This is a genomic window from Pseudoalteromonas sp. J2K-J979, assembly GCF_058169715.2.
Genome location: NZ_CM200282.1, coordinates 36344 through 51639 on the forward strand (window position 1 = coordinate 36344; position 15296 = coordinate 51639).

General features: G+C 42.1%; 11 protein-coding genes. 3 read left to right on the forward strand and 8 right to left on the reverse strand.

Annotated features, from left to right (window positions below; genetic code table 11):
* Nucleotide 1 precedes the first annotated feature (1 nt).
* From AC3KVK_RS16670 to AC3KVK_RS16700, 7 genes are all read right to left on the reverse strand, one after another.
* A complete protein-coding gene (locus AC3KVK_RS16670) occupies nucleotides 2–4096 on the reverse strand; it encodes a beta-helix domain-containing protein (RefSeq protein WP_490310539.1) in 4095 nt (1364 codons plus the stop codon).
* A gap of 241 nt (nucleotides 4097–4337) precedes the next feature.
* Nucleotides 4338–5648 (reverse strand): tetratricopeptide repeat protein, encoded by a 1311-nt coding sequence (locus AC3KVK_RS16675; protein ID WP_490310676.1) that lies wholly within the window; start codon nucleotides 5646–5648, stop codon nucleotides 4338–4340.
* 62 nt (nucleotides 5649–5710) lie between these two features.
* Nucleotides 5711–6316 carry an energy transducer TonB gene (locus tag AC3KVK_RS16680; RefSeq protein WP_490310538.1) on the reverse strand — a complete coding sequence of 202 codons (606 nt, stop codon included), beginning with the start codon at nucleotides 6314–6316 and terminating at the stop codon, nucleotides 5711–5713.
* Between the two features lie 22 nt (nucleotides 6317–6338).
* On the reverse strand, nucleotides 6339–6749 hold the full coding sequence (locus tag AC3KVK_RS16685) for an ExbD/TolR family protein (RefSeq protein ID WP_086743395.1): 411 nt from the start codon (nucleotides 6747–6749) through the stop codon (nucleotides 6339–6341).
* 62 nt (nucleotides 6750–6811) lie between these two features.
* On the reverse strand, nucleotides 6812–7339 hold the full coding sequence (locus tag AC3KVK_RS16690) for a MotA/TolQ/ExbB proton channel family protein (RefSeq protein ID WP_490310537.1): 528 nt from the start codon (nucleotides 7337–7339) through the stop codon (nucleotides 6812–6814).
* 2 nt (nucleotides 7340–7341) lie between these two features.
* A complete protein-coding gene (locus tag AC3KVK_RS16695; RefSeq protein ID WP_490310536.1) occupies nucleotides 7342–8706 on the reverse strand; it encodes a MotA/TolQ/ExbB proton channel family protein in 1365 nt (454 codons plus the stop codon).
* Nucleotides 8707–8717: 11 nt separating this feature from the next.
* Nucleotides 8718–9470, reverse strand: a complete 753-nt coding sequence (locus tag AC3KVK_RS16700) for a DUF3450 domain-containing protein (protein ID WP_490310535.1) — start codon at nucleotides 9468–9470, stop codon at nucleotides 8718–8720.
* A 407-nt stretch (nucleotides 9471–9877) separates the two neighbouring features.
* Here AC3KVK_RS16700 and AC3KVK_RS16705 point away from each other — a divergent pair, with 407 nt between their 5' ends.
* Nucleotides 9878–10117 (forward strand): hypothetical protein, encoded by a 240-nt coding sequence (locus AC3KVK_RS16705; RefSeq protein ID WP_490310534.1) that lies wholly within the window; start codon nucleotides 9878–9880, stop codon nucleotides 10115–10117.
* 74 nt (nucleotides 10118–10191) lie between these two features.
* On the opposite strand, the gene AC3KVK_RS16710 is transcribed toward AC3KVK_RS16705, so the two are convergent.
* Nucleotides 10192–12081, reverse strand: a complete 1890-nt coding sequence (locus tag AC3KVK_RS16710; RefSeq protein WP_490310533.1) for a methyl-accepting chemotaxis protein — start codon at nucleotides 12079–12081, stop codon at nucleotides 10192–10194.
* A 321-nt stretch (nucleotides 12082–12402) separates the two neighbouring features.
* Between AC3KVK_RS16710 and speA the strand changes: the two genes are divergently transcribed.
* Both speA and speB read left to right on the forward strand, forming a co-directional pair.
* Nucleotides 12403–14316 carry a biosynthetic arginine decarboxylase gene (gene speA, locus AC3KVK_RS16715; protein ID WP_490310532.1) on the forward strand — a complete coding sequence of 638 codons (1914 nt, stop codon included), beginning with the start codon at nucleotides 12403–12405 and terminating at the stop codon, nucleotides 14314–14316.
* Nucleotides 14317–14337: 21 nt separating this feature from the next.
* Nucleotides 14338–15267, forward strand: a complete 930-nt coding sequence (gene speB / locus AC3KVK_RS16720; RefSeq protein ID WP_490310531.1) for an agmatinase — start codon at nucleotides 14338–14340, stop codon at nucleotides 15265–15267.
* The last annotated feature ends 29 nt before the right edge of the window (nucleotides 15268–15296 follow it).

The window sequence follows — 15296 nt, forward strand, 5'->3', positions numbered from 1 at the left end:
GTTACTTAAGACCTACTTTCACCCAACCTGCAGTCCAATCTGTGCGTGAGTCCATCGCACCGATGTAATCGACTTTATCAAAGAAGCTACCCAATGTAGACGCATCATAACCTGCGCCTAATAGCACTGAATCAGAGCTTGGCATATACCCATTTGATGATAAGCCAAGTTCAGATGCCATTTTCACACTGTTACCTTGCTGACCTTCGAACCAAGACTGTACATTACCCGCACCAATTGCTTGGCTACCGAAGTTGTTTGCTGTTTCACAGGCAACCACTGAGTGACTGATTGTTAAGCTGCCATCTTCTGCGCGAGGTGCAGAGTCAGAACCAACTCGTAAACAGTTTTTATAACCCTCACCACCTGTAACCAGTACATTCTTAAGCATACCGGCTGTACCTGCACGTAAACGGATCCCGTTAGTACCGGCTGCGCCTAAGATAGTGACATTGGCAATCGTTGGCGTTGTAAGTGGCGATGCATTTGAATCAAACTCAGAATTATCCGCTTCGATACCATTATCACCCTCCGATGAATCTTGTTTAATCAAAACGTACTGTGCATTACCCGTCCAGCCAAATGACCAATCAAGAGAATCATCGCCTATGCTGGTTAGCACTAAGTGGCTGATGCTTGCTGTACCACCAAAGAACTCCACACCGTCATCTAGGTTTTCGTGAACATGAATGTAATCAAGCTCTGTTTGACTACCAACACCCGCGAGTGAAATACCATTTAGCTCATCACCATTACCCAGTGCTTTACCCGCTTGTTTAACCACAACATATTTAAGCGTACCTGAGTTATCATCTGGTTGATTGCCACCAAATTGACCGGCGTCACCTTCTGCAGACACACCACAGTTTGCAAGTTCATCTGCAGTTGCTTCGCCTGTTTGGTCACCACATGAGTTTGCTGGTGCATTGCCTAGAATAACCACACCACCCCATTGACCAATTGTTGTTTCGCCACCCATCACATCTTGAATAGAGGTCATCACGATAGGTTGCGTTGCAGTACCCACGGCTTCGATTTTTGAACCGCGACGAACCACTAAGAAGTCATCACCGTTTTCACCAATTAACGTCGTACCAAATTGGACATGTAATGTTGCACTATCTGTACGGTCACCACCCACTGCAGTGCGGCCTTTTAAAATCCAATGTGCATCATTTGTCAGAGTCACATCTTGTTTAAATACCGTATCTGCTGCTAACTGGTACACAGGCTTATCAGTAATCATTGGGAAACTTGCGGACACATCAGATGCTAAACCTTGCTCTTTTGCATTAGTGATGTCTGTTGGGAAACTCGGTTTAATCGCGACCGTCCAACCTTGCATCCAGTTATTATCACCGTCAAATGCACCTACATAGTTAGTTTTAGCAAAGAACGGGTCTAGAGCTGATGCATCCATACCGTTACCGAGTAATGGAGAGCTTGATTTTGGTGTATAACCATCTGTTGCTAAGTTAAGTGCTGATGCCGTAAGTGTATGGTTACCCGCTTGGCCTTCAAACCAAGATTGAACATCACCGCCAGCAATGGCTTCTGAACCAAAGTTATTATCTGCGTTACAGGCAACCACTGAGTGTTCGATAGATAATTCACCCGACTCTGCATTAGCAACTGAATCAGAGCCTACGCGTAAACAGTTTTTGTAACTATCAGGACCTGTTACAACAACATTACGAAGCACGCCTGCAGTGCCTGCACGTAAACGAATCCCGTTAGCACCATCAGCGCCAACAATCGTAACGTTTGAGATAAGCGGCTTGGTAAGTGGCGTAGCATTTGAGTCAAATTCAGAGTTATCTGCTTCAATACCGTTATCGCCTTCTACTGAGCTTTGTTGGATATAGACATTTTGTGCACGGCCAGTCCAACCAAATGACCAATCAAGCGAATCATCACCAATGTCTGTTAAGACGATATTACGGATATTGACTGTACCACCGAAAAACTCAACACCGTCGTCTAAATTTTGGTGAACTTGAATGTATTCAACTTTCGTTTTCGAACCAACACCTGCAAATGAAATACCGTTCAACTCATCGCCATTACCGAGTGCTTTACCCGCATGTTTAACAAGCACATAACGAAGTACGCCTGAGTTATCTTCTGGCTGATCACCACCAAATTGACCCGCATCCCCTTCTGCAGCGACACCACAATTTGCTAATTCTTCGCCTGTTGCTTCACCAGTTTGGTCACCACATGAGTTAGCCGGAGCATTACCCAGTAAGACCACACCACCCCATTGGCCGATTGTTGTTTCAGAACCTAACACATCTTGAATCGATGTCATTGTAATTGGCGCATTCGCATTACCATTGGCAATAATTTGCGAACCGCGACGTACGACTAAGAAGTCATCGCCAGTTTCACCAATCAGAGTTGTGCCAGCTTGTACATATAGCTTGGTATTGTTTTGACGGTCACCACCAACAGCAGTACGGCCATTTAAAATCCAGTGTGCATCGTTTGTTAATGTCACATCAGTAATGAATGTCGTATTTTCAGTTAAGCGATAAACTGGTTTATCTGTAATGGTTGGAAATTCATTTGAAACATCAACTGCAAACCCTTGCGCTGCCGCGTTATCAATATCAGTTGGGAAACCACCATTGATGGCCACTGTCCAACCTTCCATCCAGTTATTCGTTGCACTGAATGCACCAATTTGTTTGCCATCAGCCACAAGCGGCGAGCCTGAAAGTGGTAAATAACCGTTATCATCAAGCATTAAATCGCCTGGAAGTAATGTTTGGTTACCTGCTTGGCCTTCAAACCAAGTTTGAACGTTGCCACCATTAATCGCTTCTGAACCAAAGTTATTACTCGGTGTTTCACAAGCAACAACTGAATTAGTAATGCTTAACAAGCCAGATTCAGCGTTTGCAACAGAATCAGAACCAACACGTAAACAATTTTTGTAAGTAGCAGGGCCAGTTACAAGTACGTTTTTAAGCATGCCAGCCGTGCCCGCACGAAGACGGATACCATTGGTGCCATTTGCGCCCACAATGGTGACATTTTCAATCGTTGGGTTAGTCAGTGGTGTAGCATTTGAATCAAATTCAGAATTGTCTGCTTCAATTGCGTTATCGCCTTCACCTTCAGCTTGTTGGATATAAACGTTTTTTGCAGTTCCTGTCCAACCGAAAGACCAGTCTAGAGAGTCATCACCAATGCTAGTTAACACTAAGTTTGAGATGCTTGCAGTGCCGCCAAAAAACTCGACACCATCATCAAGGTTTTCATGGATTTGAATGTAATCTAAAGTCGTGTTAGAACCAACACCTGCAAACGAAATACCATTTAGCTCATCGCCATTTCCGAGTGCTTTTCCTGCATGTTTTACTACTAAGTACTTCAACGTACCTGAGTTATCTTCTGGTTGATCGCCACCAAACTGGCCTGCATCACCTTCAGCAGCCACACCACAATTAGCAAGTTCATCAGCTGTTGCTTCACCTGTTTGGTCGCCACAAGAGTTAGCTGGTGCATTACCAAGCAGCACTACACCGCCCCATTGACCGACACTAGTTTCTTGAGCAGTAACATCTTGAATAGAAGTCATTGTAATTGGTTGAGAAACAGTACCGACTGACTCAACACGTGAACCACGGCGCACAACTAAGAAGTCATCACCCGTTTCGCCGATGATTGTTGTACCTTGTTGGATATAAAGCACAGCGTTGTCTGCACGGTCGTTACCTACCGCAGTGCGGCCATTTAAAATCCAGTGTGCATCATTGGTTAACGATGCATTAGCAGTAAACGTTGTATTTTCTTTTAAGCGATAAACAGGTTTATCTGTAATTGAAGGAAATTCGCTCGATACATCATCTGCTAACTCTTGAACCAATGCGTTATCAACATTTACAGGAAAGCCTGTCGTTGAATTTTGAGAATCATCACGATTTGAAGTTTCACCTGTGCCTGTACCAGGGTTGGTAATGATATTGGTGATGTTATCGCCTTCGTTAATGGTTGTTTCACCTTCTTTAACGACTAAATCACCACCACAACCTGCTAAAGAAACGGCTGTAGCAACAAGGCTTACTCTGAATAAGTCAGATAATCTCATTTTTAACTCCATAATATAATTTTAATTTGTAGCGCAATTTAACTGGGATACAAGGTAAGGGTTTAATGTGACGTTTGGGTTACATTTAATTAAAACTAAGATGACAATTTCAAGGCTAAACTGTGACGGGAAAACAATAAAAAACCACCCGAAGGTGGTTTTTGGTTACGATTGTTGTTAGAACTTTTATAATGCTGTTAATTTAATTATATAACGACTAAATGACAGATTTAATACAAGACTATAAATAAGCAGTCTTAAGTAGTTCAGCATTGGTTTTTTCACGCTTAACGTACTTAATCCATTGCTTGGCTAAATTTTCTGCCTTTTTATATTTTTCTGCCCGCTCAAACGCTAAAATCGAGGCATCAAAGTTTGTCAGATTATATTGCGCCATGCCTAGGGCAATATAGGCGTTCGACTCAAGATCCAAGCCGCCTTTTTCTAATGCAGCACGCGCCGCATCGGCTGCTTCATCAAATAACTCAAGGTTAAGGTAAACTTCAGCTAAGCGTTGTTCAAATTTACCATGACGCTCTGTTTCAGCGGCCGCTATAAAATGGGGGATAGCTTGGCGTTCTTCTTTTGCTTGCACTAACGCCTCTGCAATAAATGCATTGTTTTTACTATCGTTTTCAATTTTACCTTCTGAGATACCTTGCTTCATTAGACTCGCAGCTTTAAAGGCCAATCCATTTAACAGGTACACCTGAGATAAGCTACGAATATCACTTTTTGAAGTGATAAAACCACGTTGGTACGCCGTTTCAAGTGTCGATAATTGCTTTTTATCTTCTCCAACTTCACCGTACATACCGCCTAGCTGTACCCAGTAAGCAGGTTTATCATATAAGGCAATCATCTTTTCAAGCACAGTAACTACTTGCTTAGGTTGATTCATCGAGTAATATAATGCACGTTGTAAAACGAGCCAATTTTCTTTTGGAACTAAACCATCATTTTCAGCTAGGTTTATGGCCAAGTTTATATTTTCTAAAGCTTGTTTATACTCTTTAGATTGATATAACGCCTGCGATTTTAAAACATAGTAACTATCTTTTTTGGGTTGAGTATTCACACCATCCCACCGATTCAAATAATCAACAACTTTAGTATATTGACCGTTTGCTAATGCAAGTTGCGCCAAGCTGAACAAAGTGTTTAACTTTAATGACTCGGGAATGGCATTTTGATTAACCACAGCTTCAAATGAAGCTATTGCTTTATCTAAATCATTTTGGTTGTAATAAATAAACCCATAAAAGTTGTGCATCATTGCCACTTCATACTCATTCATGCTGCTAGCACGTTCTTTAATTGAATCTAAGGCGGCTAAGCCAGCTGGCACGTCGCCATCATCCGCTAATTTTTGCGCGCGGGCTAATTGACTATAAACTTTCTCTCGTAGTGCAGGGACACGTACTGTTTTTTGTTGCTCTGCAGCGTGTACACTACCCAAAGTAATACCAGGTAAGACAGAAGTCAGGCTCGGCAACACCACACTAGTAAGCATGACTGAACAATACAGTGCACTTAATTTGAATGTTTTCATCATTTTTCCTCTAACAATCGTATTTATAAATGATATTGTGTAAAAATAATCAGTGGTTAAGATTAACCACTGATTTCAAACGTAATTCGATTTTGAACACCAGCCACTTCGACTGCCTCTCCATTGACGACCCGTGGTTTGTACTTAAATTTCATCACTGCATCTTTTGCAGCTTGGTTAAAAATACTTTCTGGCTCAGCTTTCACTACTTGCGGCTCACGGACGGTGCCACTTTTCGTTACCACAAACTCAACGATTACATAGCCTTCGATGCCACGAGACAAGGCACGTCGCGGGTAAACAGGTTGTACTTTTACAATGGGTAAATATTCACCGTCACCGGAATCCAGGGCCAAACCACTGCCTAAGTTCACATCCGCATCGACGTTTGCAGAAAAGTCGACCCCAGCTGAATCACTTGCCGTTTGGCTATTATCCATTTGTGGTGACTCCATCGGTGGCGGTGGCTCTTTAGGTGCCGGTGGCTTTTGTGGTTTACGTTCTTTCTTCTGTACGGTTTCTTCTTTTTTCAGCCGAACAAAATCCAGTACATTGCCTTTGGCGGGCTCAGTCATGGCCCCTTCGCCAGTTTGGATCAACGCTTGCATCCCAAAAAACAGGGCAAAAGTAATTGCAGCGGCTATAACTAACGCAAGTAAATAACGCATCGGATCCTCCAATCTCTATTAACTAAGCTTCTTGCGCTGCAATGGACACATCAAAAACACCCGCTGCACGAGAGGCATCCATGACTTTAATTAACGTGTCTGTTGTGGCTTTTTTATCAGCTTGTATCACTACACTGCCCTGCGGATTCTCAGCTTTTAAACGTTCGATATTGGCTTGTACAGCACGGATATCAATTTGGCGTTTGTTAATCCAAATTTCACCTTTATCTGAGATTGCCACTAGTATGTTGGCGCGCTCTTTTTTAACCGCTGTGGCCGCTTCTGGACGATTGACATCAATACCGGCTTCTTTGACAAACGAAGCGGTTACGATGAAGAAAATGAGCATAATGAAGACGACGTCCAACATCGGTGTCATATTGATTTCTTCTGCTTCTTCTTCTTGAAATATTTGTGCAAGGGGTGCTCTCATTATCTTTTCCTTTAATGACCAGTGCTATCACTGACCACTCAATATATTGTTTATCAGTTAGCTTAGTGATCTAAGATCATGGTATCTTCGAGTAATTCTGCTTCACGTTTTGTCTTACGCTGTAAGTAAGTCGATGCAAACACGCCAGATAAAGCCCCAACCATCCCAGCCATCGTCGGAATGGTTGCCTTACTGACACCAGAAGCCATCGATCGTGCACTGCCTGTTCCAGTAATAGCCATCACATCAAACACTTCTATCATGCCTGTCACTGTGCCGAGTAATCCAAGTAACGGACAAACAGCAACCATGACATTAATAAAGGCTAAATTTTGATTGAGCTTTTGCTTGGTACGCGAGATCAACGCTTGGCGAATTTGCTCTGCATTCCAGCTATTCCGTTCAGTACGATTAAACCAAGTTGCTTTGATGTGTTTTTTGTATTGACGATAACCGCCAAACACAAACAACAACCGCTCTAAAATCAATAACCACATCGCGAAGATTAAGACACCGATGACCAGTAACACTTGGCCACCTGTGTCGAGGAACTCACGGATCGCATTGATTGCATCAATCAATATGACCATGATTACGCTCCTTTTTCGCTGCGCTCAGCAATGATCCCTGCACTTTGCTCTTGCAAAATTAGCAGTAAGTTTTTCGAACGAGTATTCAATATGGTGTATAAGAAAACAGTTGGAATAGCGACAACTAGGCCAAGTACTGTTGTGACTAATGCTTGTGAGATACCACCCGCCATTAGTTTTGGATCGCCAGTACCAAACAAGGTGATTGCTTGGAAGGTATTGATCATCCCCGTCACGGTTCCTAACAAACCTAACAAAGGTGCAACCACAGAAATAATCTTGATAAACGTTAAATTACGGGTAATTTTTGGCATTTCACGTAAAATCGCTTCAGACAGTTTCAGCTCCAACGTGTCATAAGCAACATGCGGGAATTGATCTTTGACTTTCATCACCCGACCAAGCGGATTGTCATCGCGAACCACGTCAGATTTAAGCTGACGACGCATTTTGCCACCAATAATAAATAAGGCGATAAAACGCTCGATTGAGATTAATAAACCAATTAAACCCACAGCTAAAATCACGTAGCCGACAGTGCCACCTTGATGAACTTGCTCACTGGTATCGGGCGCTTGAACCAATAAACCTAAAATAGAACCGCCAGTTGGGTCTAATGCGAAATCGACAAAACCTGAGTTGGCATTTTGCAGTTCGGCTGCACTGGCTAAATAACGCGCGACAGGTTGGCGAGATAACTCAGATAACGTATCTGTATAGGCATTGTACTCGAGGTATTTACCATTTGAGATTAAGTTAAAGGCACCAACACGTACCACTTCTTGCTGGACTTTATCGCCACCGCTGACGATGACATCGGTAGTAAAGTGCTTAACTTTACCTTGCTCGGTCATTTCTCTTTGTAGCTCATACCAGACAATTTCAATATCTTCAATAGAAGCTAGTTTTGAGCTCGAGCCCATTTTTTGCGCTAACTGATCCATAAACTCACCGCGCCCAGGTAATTCAGCAGAAACAACTGAGGTTGCGAATTTATTTTTTGTATCTCCCGACACTTGCTGCAATACGCCAAAGAGTTCTTTTAGTGATCCCATTCGTTTTGACAGCAACTCAGTGGCATTGGCCAGTTCAATTTCGTTTTGCTCAAACTGACCTTCTAATTGTTGCGAGTTTTTAATCATCTCATCGCGACGGTTACGAGTTTGACTCAATAACGCTGCTTGCTCTGATTGGCGGGCAATAAAATCTGCTTCGCGCTGTGTATTATGTGCCGTTTGTTGGCTCTGACCAGCTTGCAAAGTTTTTAATAACGAATCTAAATCAAGTGCATCGTCAGCCATAACAAGCGATGAAGCACCAAGCGTGACCGTGGCAATAGCAGTGGTGAGTATTTTTTTAATAAACATGATGGATTTCCTTACTCTGCAGCTTGTACTGGCAGGGTTAACATATCTGGGGCAAGTTGTTTGCGGGCAATGCGCAGTGCTTTATTGATTTGGCTAATGTTTGAATCAGGTAAGCTTTGGAATTGCTTGGTTTCTTTATTCCAGATACCCGCTTGTTTGCCGTCACGCGTTAAGTAAATTAAATCCAAGCGACCAACGCGTAAAAAATCCACCTCACGCTCTTTACCTTCAACGTTTAATAAACTCGTGTAAGCTTCGATAGTGCGTCCATAATCGACTTCAACTTGATAAGCCTCGAGAACACGACGAAACTTTTCACTCGATGCGATATCCGCCCGATCCATCATAGTTTTTAAGGTTGCGACGCGTTGTGTGCGTTCATTTGCTAAAAACGGCACATCGAGTTGCACAAACTGCTCTAAACCTGCAATCATTCGCAGCATAAGTGGGGTTATTTGTCGTTCAATTACAGCCACTTCGTCCATTGATTGAGCCAGTGTTTGCAGTTCGGTTAATTGATTGTTTACTTGCTTTGACAGCTGATTATTATAAATAGCTAAACCATCAATTTCTTTATTCAGGGTTTTGTATTGTTGTAAACGGGTTTGCATTGTATCGGCAATACCATCAATTTTTTGCTGTGAGGCACTGGCCGATTGATTGATTTTGTCGCTTGATTGCAACACTTTATCTAGTTCATTGGCCTGCGCCAACAAACTCGATGCGATGACGCTGGCTAAAAAGAGTGGCTTAACGCACTTCATAATATCTACCCTATAAATTGCAAAATGGTTTGCGAATGTAATTTCTGAAGCGGATATTAAAGGTGTTTAATTACACTGATGTTGCGCAAAGACTACAATTTAATTACAACTGTCATGTTTTAGACACAAGGACGACGCCTTAACGGTCGAAATTCTGTTATATCTAACGTAAATCCTCACCTTAAACATTGATAAACCAGTACTTTTATCAACTGCACGTGTTTCATTTTTTTTCTATAAAATCGTCACTTATTAGACTTATTTTTGCCACTTCTATCTATTTATAACTGTTTATCTTATTCATGAAATGCGGATTGAGAAATCACTAATTAATATTTTAGGAACAAATACAGATTGTTAAATATTGACTACACTAGTAGGCATCAAACATAGAAAGGGACAACCCAATGAAATTTAAAATGTTATCACTCGTTGTTATGCTAACCTCACTCGCTGCGTGTTCTAAAGCACCGCCAGTGCCCAGCAGTGAATGCGATAAAGTCGTTGCCCACGCTAAAAAAGTACTCGGTGCACAAGCTCCGAGTAACAGCGAAATGAGCAAACAATGCAAAGCCGCAACAGATGAAGCCCGCGGCTGTGTGATGGAGGCAGACAAACCCATGAAAATACTAAAATGTGATCTGTAGTTTCTCTTGAGTCACACATTAAAAAGCCCGTGCTTCAGCAATGAAGCACGGGCTTTTTAATGAAAATCCCCACGCTAAACTTTAAATTTAAGCACCATGTCTTCGAGCAGATCAAATTGCTGTTTCAACTGCGTACATTCAGCTAAAGTCTGATTAAGGTTACTTTGCCCCTGCGCATTTAAATCACTGATGTGATGAATGTCGGTATCTAACGATTGAATCGTTTTGTTTTGCTCAATTGTTGCATTAGCAACAATATGATTTGCTTGGTCTATTTTCTTGATTGACAGCCCGACAGCCTCCACTTGAACACCCGCTTGTTGCGCCGAAATAACACTTGTTTGTGAATCTTTTTGGCTCTCAGTCATGATGGCCACGACTTGTTGCGAGCCTTGCTGCAGCTGGACAATGGTATTTTCAATTTCTTGTGCAGACTGCTGAGTACGTTGTGCTAATTGGCGTACTTCGTCAGCAACCACGGCAAAGCCTCGTCCAGCATCACCAGCTCGCGCCGCTTCGATTGCGGCATTGAGTGCAAGCAGATTCGTTTGCTCACTTACCCCTTTGATCACTTCTAAAATTTGTCCAATATTTACCGTGTGTTTATTTAACGCATCAATTGACTGCTGGGCATGTTGCATTTTGCTCGAAAGGTGCTCAATAGCCGAAATATTGTCGCCCAATGTATCGTGGCTTTCAATTGCTTGTTGATTCGCATCAGAGGCCAGTTTTGAGGCATTTTCTGCGCTGCCAGCTATTTCAATTGCGCTAGAAGATAACTCTTCAATCGCAGTGGCTACATTGTCGGTCGATTTTGTTTGCTCGCTATACATATTTAAGGTGGACTGAGTGGTCTTGATCAGCGTTTCAACCGAATGCTCTAACGAAATGGTGGTATCACGCACTTGCGTTATCGATGAGTGAATTTTTTCGATGAACCCATTAAAATAGCGCGACAGCTCACCAAACTCATCATTGTTTTCAACGGTGATCCGCTGGGTTAAATCCCCCTCGCCTTGCGCGATATCTTTAATTGCCGCGGTCACATTGACCATCGGCCGCATTAAATAACGCAGCACAAATTGCATCATTAAAACAATCGCGACAATTCCCAGCAACATATACAAGCTCGCCATCAAGCGAAATGAGTCAACAGACGAATAAGCAATGTCTTTGTCGATGACCACCCCTAAATACCAATCAACGTTATTGATCCCGTTTATTTTGACAAACGAAAGTAACTTATCGTCACCTTGAACCTGATACTCTACAAATTTAGTTTTCAGTTCTAATGGTTTGCCAACTAAATCACTGAGTGATTTATCGTTATATTTTGTTTGAGGATGAATGAGTATTTTGTTCTCATCATTGACTAAAAATGCATAGCCATAGCCTAAAAAATCGACGCTATTGACAATTTCGGTTATTTTATCAAGCTGAATATCTCCCCCTGCGACCCCAGCAAAGCGATTTGATTTATACACAGGCACCACAGCTGAAATAATGAGTGCATGAGTTGTTGCATCAACATAAGGCGCAGTAAACGCCGTATTTGTTTGATTGGCAACCAGTTGGTACCAAGGCCGTTGCCTTGCATCAAAGTCAGCAGGTAACTTTAAAGTCGGATCATCGAGTATAAATTGCCCCTCGCTGGTCCCCACGTAACTATTTTTAAATCCACCGGCGCGATTAGCCTGCACTAATTGATTAATCGTTTGTTCTGTTTGCGAGCCTGGCTGATAAGCAAGTGCAATTGATTCGACAATTTCTAACTTTGAATTGAGCCAATTAGCAATGTTATTAGATACTGATTGAGAGATTTGTTGCAAAACTTTCTCGAGTTGCTGCTCTGTTTGATTACGCATCGACACAAAGTTGTTGATGGTAAATAACCCTAAAACCAACACCAGTACCAGTGATGCAGCCAGAGTTACCTTTGTGGTAAATTTTAATTGTTGAAACATACGCACCCTGAATAGACTCATTATTATTTGAATTTTACAAGTTTAATCCTACCTCACTCTTGATTTAATTCAATCAAAGTAATAAAGATGGAATTTGTAATGAATTTATGTCGGTAGCTGCACCAAAATCTTTAATATTTTAATCAGTTAGCTTCTAATAAAAGCTTCAGTATTTTAGCCTAGTTACAAATCACTTTATTTATCTTTACGATAAAAATTCCTTGTTGGACTCATCTGTGCTATTTAATTCTAATGCGCAAAAACACACAGCTAAAATAGCTCTAAATAACGCGTTTTACGCCGATAGAATTAAGGATTGAAATGAATAAAACCACTGCGATTGAACAAGTTCGCGCAAGCTACAATGTCCGTCATTGGAGTCAAGGTTATTATGGTATTAATGATCAAGGTGAAGTGTATGTGGCACCTAATGCTGAACAGCCAGATCAAACAGTATCGTTAGCCTCTATTGCTGAACAAATTCAACAGCAAGGGTTATCACTGCCTGCGTTGGTAAGATTTCCACAAATACTCCATAACCGCGTACACAACTTGTGTGCCGCATTCAACGAAGCGATAGCTGCGTATAATTACCCAGAAAAATACTTATTGGTTTATCCAATCAAAGTAAATCAACAGCGTGAAGTGGTTGAAGAAATTTTAGCCAGCCAAGCTAACAATGAAGTTAAACAGTTAGGCTTAGAAGCTGGCAGTAAAGGTGAATTATTAGCAGTACTCGCAATGGCTCAAAAAGCCAGCTCGGTCATTGTTTGTAACGGTTACAAAGACAGTGAATACATTCGTTTAGCATTAATCGGCGAAAAACTAGGTCACAAAGTCAACATTGTTTTAGAAAAGCTATCTGAGCTAGACATGGTGTTAGCTGAAGCAAAGAAACTCAATGTTTCTCCACGTCTTGGTTTACGCGTGCGTTTAGCATCGCAAGGTAAAGGTAAGTGGCAGGCCAGTGGTGGTGAAAAATCTAAATTTGGTTTATCTGCATCTCAAGTATTAAGTGTGTTAAATAAGCTTAAAGCATTAAACATGACGGATACCTTGCAACTGGTTCATTTTCACTTAGGCTCACAAATGGCCAACATTCGTGATGTCCGTACCGGCGTGAGTGAAGCGGCACGCTTTTACTGTGAATTACGTCGTTTAGGCGCGCAACTTGTGTGTATGGATGTGGGTGGTGGTTTAGCAATCGACTATGACGGAACGCGCAGCCAGTCAAGTAATTCAATGAATTATTCATTAGCTGAATACGCTAATAATATTGTTTACACCATTGGTGACATTTGTAAGCAATACGACCAACCGATGCCGATGATTATTTCTGAATCAGGTCGTGCCTTAACGGCTCACCATGCAGTGCTGATCTCAAACGTTATTGGTACTGAGTCTTATAAAGCAGAAGACATCACTGAGCCTGGTGCAAATGCCCCGATTTTACTTAAAAATATGTGGCATTCATGGGTTCAACTTAACAATCGCGTTGATGATCGTGCCTTAATCGAGATTTTCCATGACTGTTTAAGTGATCTTGCTGAAGTCCATAGCCAATTCGGTATGGGTGTGCTGGGTCTTGAGCAACGTGCTTGGGCTGAACAAGTGAGCCTACGTGTCAGCTATGAGTTAAGCCAATTAATGGACAGTAAAAACCGTTTTCACCGTCCGATCATTGATGAATTAAATGAAAAATTAGCCGATAAATTCTTTGTCAATTTCTCATTATTTCAATCGTTACCCGATGCGTGGGGTATCGATCAGGTTTTCCCTGTTTTACCTTTATCAGGTTTAACTGAGGTACCTAAACGTCGTGCGGTGTTATTGGACATCACGTGCGACTCTGATGGTACAGTTGATCAATACGTTGATGGACAAGGCATCGAAACAACCTTGCCTGTGCCTGAATGGAATGCAGAATCACCGTATTTACTTGGCTTTTTCTTAGTCGGTGCGTACCAAGAAATTTTAGGCGACATGCACAACCTATTTGGCGATACCCATAGTACGGTTATCAACATGGATGATCAGGGAAATGCACATATTAGCGAAATCAATGAAGGTGACACAGTTGAAGATATGCTGCGTTATGTTCACCTTGACCCTGATTCATTCCGTGCAGCGTATGCTGAATTGGCACAAAGCAAGCTACCTGAAGACGAGCGTGAGTCAATCTTAGCTGAATTAGATTTAGGCCTAAAAGGCTACACTTACTTAGAAGATATTTAACGCTTAGGAGCGTACGATTAAATGAGCCAACTGTTTCAACGTGAAGAAACGTCGTTATTCAGTAACCCAATGACTTTTTTACGTCAGCCGCTAGTGCAAAATCCACTAAGCACTGATGCAGACATTGTGGTGTTGGGATTACCGTTTGATATGGCCACATCGGGTCGTTCTGGAGCCCGTATGGGCCCAGATGCAATCCGCCGTGCTTCAGTGAATCTTGCTTGGGAAGGCAAACGCTTCCCGTGGCAGTTTTCACTGACTGAGCATTGTAAAATCATCGATGCGGGTGATTTAGTGTATGCCCCTGGTGACTGTGAAGGCTTTACAGATTTAGTCGAGCAAGCGGCGACCGCTTTACTTGACCAAGGAAAAACCCTGTTAAGCTTAGGCGGCGATCATTTTGTGACTTTGCCATTGTTACGAGCCCATGCGAAGAAATTTGGTAAAATGGCGCTGATCCATTTCGATGCCCACACCGATACTTACAGCAATGGCAGCCGCTACGATCACGGTACTATGTTTTATCATGCCCCTAACGAAGGCATAATTGATAAACATCAGTCAGTGCAAATAGGCATTCGCACCGATTATACGCAGCAAGAACATGGTTTTAATGTCATCAATGCAATGCAAGCGAATGATTTAACACCTGAGCAAATAGTTTCTCAAATCAAGCAAACCATCGGTGACTTACCTGTGTATTTAACCTTTGATATTGATTGTTTAGATCCGGCATTTGCGCCTGGTACTGGCACCCCAGTTTGCGGTGGGTTAACCACTGATAAAGTTTTAAAGGTTTTACGTTTATTAACTGAGGTGAATATTGTTGGTATGGACGTAGTCGAAGTTGCACCAGCGTATGATCATGCAGAGCTAACAGCCTTGGCGGGTGCATCTATCGCGTTAGAGCTAATGCATTTATGGGCATTGCAACATAAAGATATTAAGTAACTAATAGCCAGTTTAGTGTGCCTAAAAAA

Excerpts from the sequence above, each read along its gene's own strand:
- speA (WP_490310532.1), top strand. The coding sequence starts at position 12,403 with ATGAATAAAACCACTGCGATTGAACAAGTTCGCGCAAGCTACAATGTC.
- AC3KVK_RS16690 (WP_490310537.1), bottom strand. The coding sequence starts at position 7,339 with ATGGTCATATTGATTGATGCAATCAATGCGATCCGTGAGTTCCTCGAC.
- AC3KVK_RS16685 (WP_086743395.1), bottom strand. The coding sequence starts at position 6,749 with ATGAGAGCACCCCTTGCACAAATATTTCAAGAAGAAGAAGCAGAAGAA.
- AC3KVK_RS16680 (WP_490310538.1), bottom strand. The coding sequence starts at position 6,316 with ATGCGTTATTTACTTGCGTTAGTTATAGCCGCTGCAATTACTTTTGCC.
- AC3KVK_RS16695 (WP_490310536.1), bottom strand. The coding sequence starts at position 8,706 with ATGTTTATTAAAAAAATACTCACCACTGCTATTGCCACGGTCACGCTT.
- AC3KVK_RS16700 (WP_490310535.1), bottom strand. The coding sequence starts at position 9,470 with ATGAAGTGCGTTAAGCCACTCTTTTTAGCCAGCGTCATCGCATCGAGT.
- AC3KVK_RS16675 (WP_490310676.1), bottom strand. The coding sequence starts at position 5,648 with ATGAAAACATTCAAATTAAGTGCACTGTATTGTTCAGTCATGCTTACT.
- AC3KVK_RS16710 (WP_490310533.1), bottom strand. The coding sequence starts at position 12,081 with ATGTTTCAACAATTAAAATTTACCACAAAGGTAACTCTGGCTGCATCA.
- AC3KVK_RS16670 (WP_490310539.1), bottom strand. The coding sequence starts at position 4,096 with ATGAGATTATCTGACTTATTCAGAGTAAGCCTTGTTGCTACAGCCGTT.
- AC3KVK_RS16705 (WP_490310534.1), top strand. The coding sequence starts at position 9,878 with ATGAAATTTAAAATGTTATCACTCGTTGTTATGCTAACCTCACTCGCT.
- speB (WP_490310531.1), top strand. The coding sequence starts at position 14,338 with ATGAGCCAACTGTTTCAACGTGAAGAAACGTCGTTATTCAGTAACCCA.